Source organism: [Pantoea] beijingensis, assembly GCF_022647505.1.
Classification (GTDB): Bacteria; Pseudomonadota; Gammaproteobacteria; order Enterobacterales; family Enterobacteriaceae; genus Erwinia; species Erwinia beijingensis.
Genome location: NZ_CP071409.1, coordinates 35,230 through 52,025 on the forward strand (window position 1 = coordinate 35,230; position 16,796 = coordinate 52,025).

Here is a 16,796-nt window from a genome sequence, read left to right on the forward strand (position 1 = left end):
GAGGAAACTCGCTTCCTCTGCACTTGGTATGGCGTTACTTCAACAGTTGCGGGTTAACACAGTTTTTCTCAACGTTGCCGTTCAGGGCGGCAATCAGATTATCCACGGCATCACGGGCCATACCGTAGCGCGTTTCATGAGTTGCAGAGCCGATATGTGGCAGGGCCACAACGTTAGGTAATGTCAATAACGGCGAATCGGCGGGAAGGGGTTCCGTTTCGAAAACGTCCAGGCCTGCCGCATGGAGGGTGCCTTTCTGTAGCGCCGCGATAAGCGCTTGCTCATCAATGACGGCACCGCGGCCTGCGTTCACCAGGACCGCACTGGGTTTCATTTTTGCTAACTGCTCGGCACCAATAAGATGATGGGTTTCCCGGGTCAGTGGCAGACTGATGCAAAGGAAATCAGACTCTTTTAGCAGCGTATCAAGATCGCAATAGCGGGCATCGAAACGGCTCTCTGCTTCTTCATGATGCTTGCGTGCGTTGTACAGAATCGGCATGCCGAAACCGAGGTGCGCTCGCTGTGCCAGTGCCAGTCCAATGCGACCCATTCCCAGGATCCCCAGTTTTTTATGGTGCACATCAATACCAAACCAGGCCGGGCCGATGCTTTCTGTCCATTCCCCGGCTTTCACCCGTTCAGCAACTTCCACGACGCGGCGGGCGGAAGCAAGCACCAGTGCCATCATGGTATCGGCAACAGTCTCTGTTAACACGGTTGGCGTATGCATTAACAACACGCCACGCTGGTTAAGCGCATCAACGTCAAAATTGTCATAACCCACAGAAACGGTAGAAGCGGCTTTTAAGCGAGGCGTTTTTGCCAGAAATTCGCCGTCTACCTTGCCGCCAGAACCAAGAAGCCCCTCGGCGCTGTTAAAGGCATCCGCATATTTCGCCATATTTTCTGGCGTCAGACCGTCGATTTCAGTCACGGTGAAATGTTCATCCAGACGCTTACGTAAATCGTCGGGTAAAGATTTATACAGCACCACTGAAGGTTTCATGCGTTTCTCCCTGTCGAACTTTACTTAATCGTGAATTGCTGATGGCGGCTGGTTACCGCCACGAGTAATGTTTCAGGCATGCCTGGTGCCATTTACAGCGGATGCGCGTTTGTTATCCGCAGGCTTAACAATCAGTGTCAGCCACACCGCAACCAGCAATGCCGCACCCATAAAAACATAGGAGGCCGCGGGCGTACCGGTAGCACCGTTCAGGTAGCCGACAAACCATGAACCCGTAAATGAACCCAATGCTCCCATGCTATTAATCAGCGCCATGGCCCCGCCCGCAACGTTACGGGGCAGCATCTCCGGCACGATGGCGAAGAAGGGGCCATAAGGTGCATACATGGCGGCACCCGCGATCACCAACAGCGCATAGGACAGCCAGAAGTTACCGGAACCTACAAGGTATGAACCTAAAAACGCCAGCGCGCCAATTAACAGTAACGGCCAGACAAACAGTTTGCGGTTTTGTAACTTATCTGACGCCCAGGAGACGATAATCATTGCAATCGTTGCTGCCAGATAGGGCACTGCCGAAAGCCAGCCGGCTTCCACCATCCCCATTTCCGTGCCATTACGCAGAATCGAAGGTAGCCACAGTACAAAACCATAGACACCAATACTCCAGGCAAAGTATTGCAGGCAAAGCAGGATAACATTGCGCGATTTAAAGGCTTCACGGTAGTTAGGTACTGCCTTGATCCCTGCCTGCTCCTTCTGCAATTCGGCCTGTAAATCGGCTTTTTCTTTATCGCTCAGCCACTTCGCCTGCGTGGGTTTATCCTGTACCATAAACCACCAGGCAATCGCCCAGATAATGGCCGGGAAGCCTTCAATGATAAACATTTCCCGCCAGCCCAGAGCATCAATCAGATATCCCGATACCACCGACATCCACAGCACGGTCACTGGATTACCCAGTATCAGGAAGGTGTTAGCACGCGAGCGTTCGGATTTGGTAAACCAGTTACTGATATAAATCAGCATAGCGGGCATCACCGCAGCTTCCACGATGCCGAGGATAAAGCGGATTGCGGCCAGCATCGGGATATTACTGACCACTCCGGTTAACGAGGCGCAGCCGCCCCACAGAATTAAACACCAGAAGATTAATTTCTTCACGCTGCGGCGTTCGGCATAAATCGCGCCGGGGATTTGGAAGAAAAAGTAGCCGAGAAAAAATAGCGCGCCCAGCAGGGAGGACATGCCTTTAGTAATGCCTAAGTCATCGTTTATCCCGGCAGCGGAGGCAAAACTAAAATTCGCTCGATCGAGGTACGCCAGGCTGTAAGTAATAAACACGATGGGCATGATGTACCACCAGCGTTTTGGTGCAATGGTCTGTTTCATAATTGCTGTCCTCTGTTCCCCGTAATACTTCAGGCTGCAGGTTTATTGCCGGTGCCCGTGGGTCCGGTGTTCAATATCGGATTAGTCTTCGCCCAGTTCGGCACGCGTCGGCAGCCCTTCGCTATCGCCGATGACCTGAATGGCCAGAGAGCCGATTTTATTGCCGCGTTTAATCGCCTGCGGTAAGGATTTACCTTCCAGTAACGCGCTGATGACGCCAACCGCAAAGCCATCGCCTGCGCCAACGGTATCTACAACATTATCGACTTTGATGGCTGCAACCTGGCCCTTTTCGCCTTCGGCGGTTTTAAACCAGGCTCCGTCGCTACCGGTTTTAATAATGACCGCTTTGACACCCTTATCGAGCCAGAAATCGGCCATGGCTTCCGGCTGGCTGTATCCGGTAAGAACTTTTCCTTCCTTTTCACCGGGTAGGACCCAATCGGCATATTCAGCCAACAGGTTTAATTGCTTCACCATCTCACGCTCGCCAGACCACAGCACCGGACGTAAATTAGGATCGAAAGAGATAGTTTTTCCCAGGGAACGCATCTCTTTCGCAGCATACTTCGCTAATGCCAGCGAGGAGTCAGAAAGCGCGGCAGAGACACCGCTCAGATGTAAATGTCGCGCCGAACCGAAATAATCATGATTGAAATCGTCGATGGAAAGATGGCTGGCGGCAGAGCCTTTACGGAAATACTCTACGCACGGATCGGAGCCATCATCGACCTTTGATTTCAACTGGAAACCTGTCGGATAGTGGCTATCGATCGTAACCTGGCGACGATCAACGTTTTCTTTATCCAGTTGCTGGCAGGTAAAACGACCAAAAGAGTCATCGCCTACCCGGCTGACCCAACCCACTTTCAGACCAAGACGGGCAAGACCGATGGCAACATTAAGTTCCGCACCAGCAATACGTTTAATAAAACTCTCCGCTCTGGCCAGATCGCCGGTTTCACGGGCAACAAACATTGCCATGGCTTCACCAAGAGTGACGGCATCCAGCATGTTGTTTGCATCGGTGGTCATCAAATTACTCCTCTCGCAACAGGTTAACGTAATGGCGCGTTACGGCGACCAGATCGTCACCTTCTAACGGAAACTCGATACCGCGTGGCACATCTGTCGGCAACTGCCGCAGAAGGTCGCGCCAGAGGCGATCGGCATCATCCAGCGCGATAGCGCGGAAGGTATCATGATGCGGTATGGCCGCTTTGACATGGATATAGCTGACAACGTGTTTCAGGCTGCTGGCTGCTGCCGTGGCGTCCTCACCTGCCCATAACCAGTTGGCCATATCAAAGGTCATGCCGATCGGCATACGTATTTCACTGCTTTCAGCGAAAAACGCGTTGATGGCCTGCTGTCTGCCGCAAACGGTTTGGTCATTCTCGACCACCAGATGAACCCGATGCCCCGCAAGCTGCTGGCGCAGCGGTGCAAAATCGAACCCGGGTTGATAATGGCCGAGAGAGAATTTCAGGATCTGCGCATTCAGTTGCTGTGCTTCATGAAGATAATTGTCGAGATCCGGATTCAGACGGCCCTCCTGACTAAACAGGGGGGCAGGCACTGAGTAGAATGCGGTAAGCTGATGGTCAGCAATTGTCTGGCCCAGCGCGCTGCACTGGCGCAGTTCTTCTTCGCTCATCAATTCACGCCGTATTTCGACGCCATCGGCACCCGCTTCAGCAATAATCGGCAGCAGTGCCTGCTGACCTCCCAGCGCCTGAACCGTCTGGTGGCCGTAAGCGGCTGTCACTACAATAATTTCGCGTGTCATTCCTTTTTCTCCGGAACCAACCGTATCGAACAGAGCAAAACGTTAAATGGAACCGGTTCCAAAACAAAGCGCCAGAGTGTTGTTTTATGATCGTGCTCACGATGTCAATAAACGGTTGGATTGGGTGTAGGCCTTTTTCATCCTGATGATGTGGATTATTTCAGCGCCGCTGTTCAGCAGTCGACTAAAACATCTTAGCGCCACAGGTCGTCCGATCTCATCTGGCTTGCGGGCTATCAGTATATTGGGACACGCGACGTTCAGGCTAACGAGTAGAGTTGAACAGGGTCGAGCCGCGGACGATCAGTTCGCCGGAGAAAAGCTGTTCCCGTACCGGAGCGTTATCGCCCTCAATGCGTCGGATCACCTGCTCAAGTGCGGCATAACCAATTTGCCAGGTGGGCTGTTTTAGCGTGGTGATACCTACGCCGGCCAGTTCAGCCCATTCCAGTTCGTCAAAGCCAAGCAGGCCAACATCTTTACCCCATTGCAAACCGATACGACGCATTGAACGGGCAACCTGAAGTGTCAGTGCACCATTTGCCACCAGTACGGCGCAGCGCTTGTGATGATGGCGGCGAGTAAACTCCGTGAGTAAGATATCCAGCTTTTCACTCTGGTTTAGGGCTGTTTCCGCCTGTTCGCTCACTACGGAAGGACGGCCCTGAGTGGTATGCAAAAAAGCCTGTAAACGTTCCAGTCTGGTATTAACCTGCGCTAGCGGCTCACTGATAAACAGAATTGCCTCACAGCCGTTTTCCAGCAGGTGTTCGGTGGCGGCTGCCGTCGCCTCCTGATTATTCAGAGCAACAACATCACAGGCGAAGTCCGGGATTTTGCGGTCAATCAATACCATGGGGAGTTGTGATTGTTGCATGGTATTCAGTGCCTCTTCACGCATTCCCACGGCATTCACCACGATGCCCTCCACCTGATAACTACTGAGTAAATGCAGGTAATGTCGCTCCTGGTCTACTTCATTATTGGTATTACAGACCAGCAGGGTAAAACCCTGAGCACGACAGGCCGCTTCAATGCCACTTAGCACATGGACGGAGTAGGGGTTGGTAATATCGGCGATGATAAGGCCGATTAATCGCGTACGGCCACGTTTGAGCCCCCGAGCCATTTGATTGGGACGGTAGTCTAAGGCTGAAATTGCCTGTTCAATACGTTGTTTAAGATCCGCTGAAAGTGCATGGTATTCACCGTTTAAATAGCGTGAAACACTGGTTTTACCGGTTTTAGCTGTTTTGGCGACATCACTGATAGTAACTCTTGCGGCCTTGCGGTTCATGGCTTTCCCTTTATTCCGGTTTTGCCAGAGACTAGCACAGCTTTTTTCACTGGGGGTAATGCTGAGGCGTTTTACCATTTACCCCGTTGGTAGGGACAAGAGTGGCCTGCGGGGGAAATACCGTGTCATTTGGTGCCTCTTTTCCAACGTTTTGCACCAACAATGGAGGCAGGAGATAAATGTGGGGGCAAACATGTTGCCCCTGTTATAACGGCGTTACAGAGGGCTCAGCGTGATCTCTACGCGACGATTCTGTGCCTTTCCGGCTTCGGTGCTGTTGCTGGCGATAGGGTTCTCAGGCCCCATACCGCGGGTACGGATACGACTGGCGTCTACGCCCTGCGTGATCAGGGAACTGCCGACGCTGTCAGCACGCTGCTGAGACAGCGACATATTCAGCTTACGCGTACCGGTGCTGTCGGTGTAACCGATAATATTAACCGCTGTTTTCGGATACTCTTTCAGTACCATGGCAACGCCGGTCAGGGTGTTAGCTCCAGCAGGTTTTAGCGAACTGCTGCTGGAGTCGAAGGTCACGTTGCTTGGCATATTCAAAATGATGTTATCGCCATTACGCGTAACGCTCACGCCGGTTCCTTTCATCTTGTCACGCAGTTTAGCTTCCTGCACGTCCATGTAGTAGCCGATGCCGCCACCGAGCGCTGCACCTGAGGCGGCACCGATCAACGCACCTTTGCCACGATCTTTTTTCGATGAGGAGAGCACGCCGATACCTGCTCCTGCAAGTGCGCCAAGGCCAGCGCCAATCCCGGATTTCCCGGCTTCAGATTCGCCAGTGTAAGGGTTAGTGGTACAGCCTGAAATGGCAAGCGTACCGCACAACAATGTGGCAATGGCGATAATGTTTTTGTTCATGAGTATTCTCTCAAAATATATCCGTGAATGCATTTCCCGCATAAGCTGACGTAACAATCATCAGCTTCAAGAGACTTGGCCGCGAGCTCCATAGCGGTATGCGGGAATAATGTGCGAAAGCGGCATGATTATGCCGCCAGATGGTGAGAAAAATAGTTAGGATTAAGTCTTAAAATGTAACCTTCAGCGAATTATTATTATCGGGGTGACAAAAGCACTGAATAATATGATCGTTTACCAGACCGCACGCCTGCATAAATGAGTAGCAGGTGGTGCTACCGACAAACTTGAAACCCCGCTTTTTCAGTGCCTTTGACATCGCGTCGGAAACGTCTGTTGTGGCGGGAACGTCAGACAGGGTAGTGTGATGATTGATCTGCGGTTGATTATCAACAAAATCCCAAACGAAGCGGGCGAACTCTTCACCGCGGGCCTCCATGGCAAGATATGCTCTGGCATTAGCAATGATGGCGCTGATCTTACCGCGATGACGAATAATACCGCTGTCCAACATTAATTGCTCAATACTGGTTTCGTCGAGTAATGCGACGGATTGTGGATCGAAATTGTTGAACGCGCGGCGGTAATTCTCACGCTTTTTAAGCACCGTAAACCATGACAGCCCCGCCATTTGACCTTCGAGGCAGAGCATTTCAAACAGCGACTTTCCCTCAGTAACGGGGATACCCCATTCTCGATCGTGATATGCCATGTAGAGTGGATCCTGTGATACCCAACCGCACCGTTGCATTTTTTAAATTCCTTATTCCGGGATGCCTGGCATTGATATGGAAAATATTGAACAGTCACAATGGATGCAACATAACGCAAAAAATAAGACTAACATCGTGTTGTTTTTAGGTTCTATCCGGCACTGTTTTACTGTGAAGAGGCGAGCGAAAAATCGTTCTCGCTGTTTTATGCGATCTCTCTCGCTAATATTGTTAGAATCAACGGAAGATGGAGCATCGTACTCCACGTTGTATCGCCTGAAAAAACAACCAGAGATCGAATCATGTCTGTCAAACTCTTAACGCCTAACATCATTGCTCTCGACGCGTTTCACCACGATCCATCGGGTGCTCTTGCAGCGGCCGAGCGTGGGATGGTGGCGGTTTTCGACAATAATGCGCCTGCATTTTATGCGTTAACGCCCGATCGTCTCGCGCAGTTGTTGGCGCTTGAGGACGTTGCTGGCCGCGCCGTTTCTGATGTCGCGTTAGAGGATGGCCTGTTTAACGATGAACTTGCTCATCCTGCGGCGATTCCCGTGCCGTCGGGTAAATTTGTTATGTATGATGGCTGGCAACCGGATGATGACTTTATTCGTTTGGCCGCCGTCTGGGGCGTCTCATTAAATACAGCTGTTTCACCTGCTGAACTGGCCTCATTTGTGGCCTACTGGCGGGCTGAGGGCCGTGTATTCCATCATGTGCAGTGGCAGCAAAAACTGGCGCGTAGCGTGCAGTTAAGTCGAGCAGCCAGCGGCAGTCAGCAAAAACGCGACCTGAACCACATTCCTGAGCCAGACCAAGAGATTCCTAAAGGATTCAGAGGGTTAAGATGAAAAACAGTGCCGATTTGCTCAAGCGTATGCAGCGACTGATGCCTGCACACATCAAACCCAAGTTTACCAATGGTGCCGATCTTTTCGCCTGGAACCAGGAGCAGGGTCGGTTACGTTCTCAGGCTATTGACCGTGAAAACCGTGCGATGAAGATGCAGCGGATTCTGGGTCGCTCCGGTATCCGTGAGTTACATATCAACTGCTCGTTTGATAACTATCATGTGCAATGTGAAGAGCAGCAGTATGCGCTGGATTGTGCCCGACAGTATGCTGCTGATTTTGAAGGAAGTATATCCAGCTTTATCTTCACGGGTAGGCCCGGCACTGGAAAAAACCACCTTGCCGCCGCAATCTGTAATGACCTGATTCACCGCGGTAAAAGCGTGTTAATTGTTACGGTGGCGGACCTTATGTCGAGTATGAAAGGAACGTTCAGCGGTGCCAGCGGTAACACGGAAGAGAGCCTGATCAACGATCTGAGTACGGTCGATTTGCTGGTGATTGATGAAATCGGGATGCAGATTGAATCCCGCTACGAGAAAGTCATCATTAACCAGATCGTTGACAGGCGATCGTCGTCTAAGCGTCCGACGGGCATGCTCTCCAATCTTGATAGTAAAGGAATGGAGTCACTATTGGGTGAGCGTGTGATCGATCGTATGAGCCTGGGAACCAGTCTGTGGGTGGCATTTAACTGGGAAAGCTATCGTAGCCGGGTAACGGGTGAAGAGTATTGATATGTGCCGGGCGCTGAAGGAGGGCCAGTTGCAGAGCCCCTCCTGCGCGCATTTCAGCCGCCCGGCTAATCAATAGCAAAATTGTGTCTGGTCTTAGCCTTTAGTATTTGCTACCAAATCGGTCAATAAATCATTTACGCCATCGCTCATTGCTGTAAAACGACTTAGTGGAGAGCGGGTCACCACCACGAAAACCCCAACATTATATTGCGGTACCATCGCAATATAGGTGATAAAACCGCCGCCGCCGCCCGTTTTCTGGATGATTCCAGGGCGCCCTTCTTTTGGTGCCATGTAAACCCACCCCATCCCTAACGCATCAGCTTTGCCGGGAACATCCATGCCATCAAGGCGTGTTAACTGGCTACGTTTGTAAATGAGCGTCTGCAGACGATCTGCCTGTGCGCTACGGTGATGAATGTCAGAAGAAAGGAACTGCTGCATCCAGCGGCCCATATCATCCGGCGTGGAGTAAACGCCCCCGCTACCAATGGCCGCCAGCGTATTAATACAGGGGCTGGCTCCTTTTTCCGCGACCATAAGGCGCGAGCATTGCTCCGGAGAAGGGGTAAATGTGGTGTCCTTCATCCCCAGTGGACGGGTAATCTTTTCCTGTAACAGCGTGGGATAAGCTGTCGCTGAAGCACGAGCGAGCGCATCAGCGAGTAAATCATAAGCGAGGTTGGAATATCCTGCGCGTACTCCCGGGGGGACGGCAAGCCTGGCCGTTTGTAACCAGGTCCAGCGTTCAGCACGTGTCGGCCAGACAAAAACTGGACGGCTTGGCGCCCCGCCCGGTTGCTCCCGTGGTAAGCCGCTGGTATGCGTAGCAAGATTAACGAGTGTCATTGGCTGGCCAGCATAAGCTGGAACCGTTTTTCCTGGCTGCGCATATTTACTGAGTGGATCGTCTAAGCGTATACGACCTTCTTCCGCCAGTTTTACCATTACTTCACTGGTCATCAGCTTGCTTAACGAGGCGATACGGATCAGTGAGTCTTTTTGTGGACGAATGTTATTGCCCGGTCGTGTATCGCCAAAGCTGGCGAACACCCGCTGATTGCCGTCAATCGCAACCAACGCCATGCCCGTCGCGGCTGTTCCGTAAAAAATATGTTCTGCATAGCGGTCCACAATCTGTGAAGCCAGCAAAGGATCGGGTGAATTTAGCGCCATGGTGCGTAGCGGAAATGCAGCAACAACCAGTAGCAGTAAAGAAAAGAGTCGTGAGTTCAACAGGCATCCATCCAACGATTTAGCGAGATTAACTAGCAGTGTAATCAGTTCTTTTGTTGCTGGCACTAACGAGTTTATGACTTGAGTTACATAAATTGCTAGCTTGATTGCTAGCAATTTAAGCGCTAAGGTAATTGTGATTTTTAGCACAGTAAGAGAGGATATTATGGATTTCATTAAGCGGACAATTGCGCTGGCGATGGAGAATGTGGAAAAAGGTGGAAGGCCGTTTGCGACCGTTATCGTTCGCGATGGAAAGGTTATCGCAGAGAGTGCAAACCAGGCGGCACAAAGTCACGATCCCACTGCCCATGCTGAGATACTGGCAATTCGCGAGGCCTGCAAGGCATTGCAGACCGAAAATCTTTCCGACTGTGACATCTATATTCTCGCCAGTCCCTGTCCAATGTGCCTGGGCTCACTCTATTACTGTAGTCCACGGCAGGTGATTTATATCACCACGCGTGAAGAATACGCGCCGTTTTATCGTGACGATCGTAAGTATTTTGAGCTGGAAACTTTCTATGATGAATATCCTAAAGCGATTGCTAATCGTCGCCTGCCGATGAAGCACCAACATGATAATGAGGCGCTGGCGGTATATAAGCGCTGGCAGGATTTGAATGGGAATCAGAACAGCGAAAACGCCTAAAGGATAATGGAGATGTAAACCGCATCAGCGTCGGTGCGGTTGCATTCGATAAACGGATTTATGTTGTATGGTTTTCGGCTGGCGATTAATGATGCCGGGACAATTCCTTAGCACGGTAATAATTTGTATTAAAAATTAAAATCCCCGGTTAGGGGACTTCCGTTATCATGAGAAGAAAGGGCCGCGTGATGGATTAGTAGTATATGAAGTGGTTGTCTAAGAGTGCGGTTTTATTTTCTCTTAAAACCTGTTTTGCTGCGTTTTTGGCGTTATATATTGCTCTGGAGCTTAATCTTGACAGGCCTGCATGGTCGTTAACGACTGTATACGTGGTTTCACAGCTTTATTCCTCGTCGACGGTTTCCAAATCAGTGTTCCGCTTTCTCGGCACCGTGCTTGGTGGACTGTTCGTTTTCCTTATCTATCCTGCCACGGTACTTAACCCAATACTGTTTAGCTTCTGTGTATCAGTTTGGGTCGCGGGATGTCTGTATCTTTCTCTGCATGACCGTACTCCCAAAAGTTATGTTTTTATGCTGGCGGGCTATAGCGCAGCGATCATGGGTTTCCCTGATGTTGAAACGCCGCTTTCGATTACTTACACAGTCATCTCACGTATTGAAGAGATTACCGTCGCGATTATTTGCAGTAGCCTGGTGCATAGACTTATTTTCCCGGTCTCGATGCGTAATGTCCTCGAGAATAGCGTCAGTAACTGGTACACCGCCGCGCGAAAGCTGTGCCGTGAATTGCTGACGGTAGAAATCAAAGAAGACTCTTCGGAGCGGGAAGCGATTCTTATCCAGATGGCGGGCTATCCGGCGAATGTTGAAACCTTAATTACCCATTGCGTATTTGAGGGTGATGCTGCGCGGCAGCTTATCCGTCTGGTCACGGTTCAGTATCAGCACCTTTCTTATCTTGTCCCGACGTTGACCGCGATTGAGATTCGGCTTCGGCAGTTAACCGATCAAGGTATTGTTCTTCCTGATTTTGTTGAGATCACCTTTCGCCGGTTTCTAATATGGCTTAATGAGGGGGGAACGGATGATACTCAATCTGTCCAGCAGGACATCGCGCTGACGCAGGCAAATATCCGGCGTGCCTACCTCGATCATGCTCTTAGCGCGGAAGAGAACTTGCTGTTAGGCGGTTTGATGGAGCGTTTAGGTAATTTCGTTAAAATTACCGATGCTTATGCCAGCGTGGGTAAACGGGTAGATAATTTTGAGGAAAATACGCGTCGGATTAAACGCACTCGCGCGCATTGGTATGTCGATAAAGGCCTACTGATGCTCTCATCGTTTACTGCATTTCTCGCGACTTTCGTCACCTGCCTTTTCTGGATAGGGACGGGCTGGAGCGATGGTTCAACCGCGCCTATGATGGCGGCGGTGCTGTGTTCCTTTTTCGCAGGCATGGATAGTCCTATTGCGCCGATGAAGCTCTTTTTGAAAGGTGTCATTGTCGCTATCGTTATCAGCATCCTCTATTCGGCGTTGTTTATTCCGGAAACGGTATCCTTTGAGTCACTGATTATTTGCCTTGCTCCCGGATTATTCACGCTGGGATTGGTCATTGCCAACCCGTCAACTAACCTGCTTGGGCTTATTATTGCCACCCAAATTCCGGGGTTAATAGGTATGAGCCATCATTTTAAACCCGATCTGCTGCTGATTGTGAATGGGGCGATCTCAAGCCTGGTGGGTATCATCATTGCGGTTGTTATTACCGCATTAATTCGCAGCAAGCGACCTTCCTGGATTGCTCGCCGGGCATTTCGTCAAGGGATACGGGATCTGATTCAGTTCCTTTCCGAGATTCGGTTGAATAGCGCTTCACTCCGAGCACGTCAGCGATTTGTGGCGCGTATGCTGGATAAAGTGAACGTTATTTTACCCCGCAAGAAAATTGATCCGGCGCCTGATTTAGTCTCTGGAGGAAATTTAATCACTGAAGTGTGGATTGGCGTCAACTTTTACGATTTTTATGTAAAACATCAATCGTTGCTGGCTGTTCATGGTGTAGATATTGAGCGCTTATTTTATGAGCTGAATCGTTTTTTGAAAGCACGTTTAAAATCACTCCATGCTATGCCGCAACCTACATTGCTCAGCGAAATAAACCATCTGTTAATTCAGTTGGAAGGTTTGTGCGCCACGGACAACCAGCTCTATTCCCCTATGTTTTACTTATTCAATGTCCGCCTTTCGCTATTTTCCAGCCAGCGATGGCCAGAGATTACGGCGAGGGATGAGGCATGAATACGAGGCTCGGGAGTGTTATTCCGACTACATTCTAACCGCAGGCAACATATTGTGCGGTGCTTCTTGAATTTATGCGTAATCCTACTTAACTACATGTCTGTAAGTTAATACAAAAAAGGAAGTTAGTGATGAAAAAGACGATTATTGCGTTGTCCCTGGCGTTGATGACTTCTGGTGCATTGGCGGCTGAAGTGGTTCCACATGCAACGGACAAAACGGTGGAAAGCGCACAGCGCGGCGCGGATACGGCTAAAGAAAAGTTGCATCAAACGGAGCACCGTATTTCAGAGCATAAATCAAAAGCTGAACATAAGCTGAAAGATGGTGATACCTCAACCAGTGATAAAGTGAAGGAAGATGGTCAGAAAGCGTGGAACCGCACCAAAGAGGGTTCAGAAAAAGCGTGGGATAAGACCAAAGAAGGCAGCAAAAAAGCCTGGGACAAAACCAAGCAAGGCGCTGGCGATCTGAAAAAGAAAGTCACTGAATAACCGAGCCTTGCACAAGATCTATCCCCCCTCAGGGATTGAGGGGGAACCTTGTCATCCGTACCTGACACGCCATTCCTTGCCATCTCTGGCAAACAAAGAAGTCCTCTACCTTTCTATGCAACCAACAAAGCCTGAAAAAGCATAGAAACAGGAACCAATTACTCCCGTGAGATACTTAAGTCTTTTCTGGGACCAGATTGCCTGGCATTTGGCATTCATTATTCAGTCCTTTATTCGTGACTTTAGAGTCAACACCAGAACCATTTTTTATGATATTGCATAGCCAATAATCCGATATCGTCGCGGATTATAGCTGAGGATCGTGCGAGTTCAATGGTGAAGGCGAAAGAGCAATAAGCAGCTTTCCGCCGGGCGTTATCGTGATCCGGTGACAAAACCCCCGGCCGCTGGGTATATGCGGTGGGGAGTGACACAGCCGGGTACATGTTGTACCGGAAAACGTATCTGACTTTATCGACAGGAGCAACCATGCAGCCCATCTCATCCGGCCCGACCCACTTTACTTATCCGATCCAGCAGCCTGCAGCAGATGCAACGGCACATGCATCCGGCAGCAGCGGTGCCGGGAGACCCGAAGCTCAAAATGACACCTGGCCGCCCGCAGCATCACGCCCCCGCGGGCTGCTGCAACAAATTGCCGGGCTAAATAGCCTGGCTGGCCAGATGGAAACGCATGAAGGCCTTAGCATTGTAAACCGGCAAGTTGGGGTACTGCAGGCCGCACTTTCACAGGCTATTCCCCGGGAAATTGCCGACCTTGAAGGGCAAAGAGGCAGCATAGCGAACATGGACGGCAGCCTTGAGCGCCATATACAAACTTTGCGTAGTTATATGCCGCCTCTGTCTCAGCAGGCATATGACGCCACGCCTCAGCCCCCTCTTTCGTTGCAGTTGGCCGCCCTGACAACGCAAATAGGCCTTAATGGTTCCGTAGACAAACAGATACGTGATCTACAAAAGATCATCGTGTTTCAGCAGACGGGTACCGCTTCTTCAGGTAGGGAGGGGATGGGGGTGAACCTGTCATGGCAGGGGCCACCCCAGGCCCGTGTCGCCGCACCGCTGGCTCGACAGCAGGCTTCCGGTTCCACTCCGTCGTGGCAGGGTGCAGAATCGTCCCAGGCCGGCTCATCACGGACCCGGGGAGCTACGGATGATGACATCAGGAGACATCTGCGAACCCCGAATGGCACGCTGAGGTCTCAGGCTGTGATCCGCCAATCAATGAATGATGCCGGGCTTCCTGTCGGCCCGAATCGTATCAATGACCTGAGGAGAATGGAGCCGGATTACGTATCACGCAGGCCGGGGGCAACGGATGATCAAATCAGGGCGCATCTGCGCACCCCGAACGGCAGGCTTAAAAGCTGTGATGAGATTGTCCAATCACTGAATCAAGTCGGACTGGGTGCAGGTGACCGTCGTATTAATTTCATACTGACAGCGGCACCGGATTTCGTGCCGGCATCCATGAAGAGAGCAACGGATGATCAAATCAGGGGGCAACGGTTGAATCCGGACGGTTCGCTGAGAAGTGCTCCGACTATCGCCAGCAATCTGCGCGCGGCCGGGTTTGCTGTAGATGACCATCGCATCAGTGCTCTGCGGCACAATGAAGGAGGGGCAACACCTGCACAGACTTTGCCGAGGGCAGCGGACGCCCAAATTATGGCTCATCTGCGAACCCCGGACGGCGACATTAAAAGCCGTAAGGATATCGCCCAGGCACTGAACCAGGCCGGATTAGGTGCAGATTCCCATCGTATTGATTCACTGCGGCAAAGCCAACCGGATTTCGGGCCAGCATCCAAGCAGAGTGCAACGGAAGATCAAATCAAAGCGCATCTGTGGAATCCGAACGGCTCACTGAGAAGTACCGCTGCTATCAGCGCAGCAGTGCGTGCGGCTGGATTTGGTGTAAATGACCCTCGTGTCCATGAATTACGGAACGAGGAAATCAGAAAAACATCTGCACAGCCCCCGACCCTTCAGAGAGCTACGGAAGCGCAAATCAGGGAATATATGCGACGTCCTGACGGCTCGTTGAGAGGTGTTGATTCTATTGCCACACGTCTGCGTACGGCCGGGCTGACTGCAGATGAGGATAGCATCAAGGCCCAGCGGCGCCAGGCAGTAGAGGCAACACGTACAAATCTTTCGCAGGCAACGGAGGCTCAAATTCAGCAGCATCTGCTAAATGCGCAAGGTCTACCGAGAAGTACGAGGGAAGTCATCAGCGAACTGAATAAGGTTGGATTGAGTTCGGGTAAAAATCGCGTCGACAGCCTGCGACAAGCGGCAGGAAGCCGGAGGGCAACGGAGGATCAAGTCAGGCAGAATCTACGTAATCCGGATGGCTTATTGAAAAGTGCTACTGCTATTGCCTACGAGTTGCGTGCAGCTGGCTATTCTGTGGATAACAACATGGTCTCTCAACTGGTCAATAGTGAAAAGGCGAAACGGAGATAAGCCACTTTCCGTCGGGCGTTATCGTGACCCGGTGATGAAGCTCCGGCCGCAGGGTATGTGCGGTCGGGTGTGACACAGCCGGGCACATATCGTACCGGAAAACGCATCTGACTTTATCGACAGGAGCAATCATGCAACCCATATCCTCCGGCCCGGCCCACTTTACTTATCCGGTTCAGGAACCTGTGGCAGGCGCAACGGCGCATGCATCCGGCAGCATCAGTGATGGAAAACCCGCAGCGTCACGCCCGCGCGGGTTGTGGCAACAAATTGCCGAACTAAATAACTTGCTTGTCAGATGGAAACACCTAAAGGCCTTAAAATCATAGGTCGGTAGGTTGAGGTTTTGGAGGCCGGACTTTCACAGGCCATTCCCCGGGAAATTGCCGATCTTGAAAGGCAAAGAGGCAGTATTGGCGACTTCGACGGTTCCGTAGAAAAACAGCTACGTGATCTGGAAAGGATTATTTTTTTTAGCGGGCGAGTACGGTCTCTTCGAAAGGCGGGGGCGTGACTCCGTCGTGGCAGATACGACCACAGTCCCTTTTCAACACACCGCAGGCTTCCGACTTCGACTTGATTCCGTCGGAAGTAAGAGTGGGCCAGCGGAGGGCAACGAAGGATGACATCGAGGCGCATATGAGAAACCAGAAGGGCAATCTGAGAAGCCGTTCAGAAATCAACGCATCAATGCGTGCTGCCAATCTGGCTGTAGCTCCCCAGCGTATTGATGAGCAGTGAGTACGTGCGGATACGCAAAAAAGGGGCAAATGATGAGCAAATTAAACCGTATTTGCGTAATCCGGACGGTTCGGTAAAAACAACCCGGAACGCTATTGCTTCGTTGCATGCTGCCGGGCTGGGTGCATCCTCAGATCGCGTCCACGCTCTGCTGAGTAAGGAAAGGAATAAAGGGTGATAAGCCGCTTTCCCGGGCGTTATCGTGTCCTGGTGACTAAGCCCACCGGTCGCAGGGTATGTATGGTCGAGAGTGACACTCCGGGTATATATCGTACAGGAAATGTATCTGAC

At 51.2% G+C, this 16,796-nt stretch carries 14 protein-coding genes; 6 read left to right on the forward strand and 8 right to left on the reverse strand.

All coding sequences use genetic code 11. The annotated features are described in order from the left end of the window. Positions 1-34: 34 nt before the first annotated feature. The 7 genes from ghrB to J1C60_RS00190 form a co-directional block, all read right to left on the reverse strand. Positions 35-1,009 (reverse strand): glyoxylate/hydroxypyruvate reductase GhrB, encoded by a 975-nt coding sequence (gene ghrB, locus J1C60_RS00160; protein ID WP_128175185.1) that lies wholly within the window; start codon positions 1,007-1,009, stop codon positions 35-37. Between the two features lie 72 nt (positions 1,010-1,081). Beyond that, a complete protein-coding gene (locus J1C60_RS00165; protein ID WP_128175184.1) occupies positions 1,082-2,365 on the reverse strand; it encodes an MFS transporter in 1,284 nt (427 codons plus the stop codon). 78 nt (positions 2,366-2,443) lie between these two features. Next, positions 2,444-3,397 carry a sugar kinase gene (locus tag J1C60_RS00170; protein WP_128175182.1) on the reverse strand — a complete coding sequence of 318 codons (954 nt, stop codon included), beginning with the start codon at positions 3,395-3,397 and terminating at the stop codon, positions 2,444-2,446. 4 nt (positions 3,398-3,401) lie between these two features. Further along, positions 3,402-4,151, reverse strand: coding sequence for a sugar phosphate isomerase/epimerase family protein (locus J1C60_RS00175; protein WP_128175180.1), 750 nt, complete (start codon positions 4,149-4,151; stop codon positions 3,402-3,404). Between the two features lie 265 nt (positions 4,152-4,416). Continuing rightward, entirely contained in the window at positions 4,417-5,448 is a 1,032-nt protein-coding gene (locus J1C60_RS00180) for a LacI family DNA-binding transcriptional regulator (RefSeq protein WP_128175178.1), read from the reverse strand. Positions 5,449-5,664: 216 nt separating this feature from the next. Further along, positions 5,665-6,324: an OmpA family lipoprotein gene (locus tag J1C60_RS00185; RefSeq protein WP_128175176.1), complete on the reverse strand. Its 660-nt coding sequence runs from the start codon at positions 6,322-6,324 to the stop codon at positions 5,665-5,667. A 169-nt stretch (positions 6,325-6,493) separates the two neighbouring features. Further along, positions 6,494-7,075, reverse strand: a complete 582-nt coding sequence (locus J1C60_RS00190; RefSeq protein ID WP_128175174.1) for a DNA-3-methyladenine glycosylase I — start codon at positions 7,073-7,075, stop codon at positions 6,494-6,496. Positions 7,076-7,339: 264 nt separating this feature from the next. Here J1C60_RS00190 and dnaT point away from each other — a divergent pair, with 264 nt between their 5' ends. Both dnaT and dnaC read left to right on the forward strand, forming a co-directional pair. Further along, positions 7,340-7,891 carry a primosomal protein DnaT gene (dnaT, locus tag J1C60_RS00195; protein WP_128175172.1) on the forward strand — a complete coding sequence of 184 codons (552 nt, stop codon included), beginning with the start codon at positions 7,340-7,342 and terminating at the stop codon, positions 7,889-7,891. Continuing rightward, entirely contained in the window at positions 7,888-8,628 is a 741-nt protein-coding gene (gene dnaC / locus J1C60_RS00200) for a replicative helicase loader DnaC (protein ID WP_128175170.1), read from the forward strand. The genes dnaT and dnaC overlap by 4 nt, the downstream gene beginning before the upstream one ends. Positions 8,629-8,721: 93 nt before the next feature. On the opposite strand, the gene ampH is transcribed toward dnaC, so the two are convergent. Continuing rightward, a complete protein-coding gene (gene ampH, locus J1C60_RS00205; protein ID WP_128175323.1) occupies positions 8,722-9,804 on the reverse strand; it encodes a D-alanyl-D-alanine-carboxypeptidase/endopeptidase AmpH in 1,083 nt (360 codons plus the stop codon). A gap of 226 nt (positions 9,805-10,030) precedes the next feature. On the opposite strand from ampH, the gene J1C60_RS00210 reads away from it, so the two are divergent. From J1C60_RS00210 to J1C60_RS00225, 4 genes are all read left to right on the forward strand, one after another. Beyond that, positions 10,031-10,516, forward strand: coding sequence for a nucleoside deaminase (locus J1C60_RS00210; RefSeq protein ID WP_128175169.1), 486 nt, complete (start codon positions 10,031-10,033; stop codon positions 10,514-10,516). Between the two features lie 203 nt (positions 10,517-10,719). Next, positions 10,720-12,780, forward strand: a complete 2,061-nt coding sequence (locus tag J1C60_RS00215) for an FUSC family protein (RefSeq protein ID WP_128175167.1) — start codon at positions 10,720-10,722, stop codon at positions 12,778-12,780. A 131-nt stretch (positions 12,781-12,911) separates the two neighbouring features. Then, positions 12,912-13,274 carry a hypothetical protein gene (locus J1C60_RS00220; RefSeq protein WP_128175165.1) on the forward strand — a complete coding sequence of 121 codons (363 nt, stop codon included), beginning with the start codon at positions 12,912-12,914 and terminating at the stop codon, positions 13,272-13,274. A 489-nt stretch (positions 13,275-13,763) separates the two neighbouring features. After that, positions 13,764-15,764 (forward strand): hypothetical protein, encoded by a 2,001-nt coding sequence (locus tag J1C60_RS00225; RefSeq protein ID WP_128175163.1) that lies wholly within the window; start codon positions 13,764-13,766, stop codon positions 15,762-15,764. Positions 15,765-16,796: the final 1,032 nt, after the last annotated feature.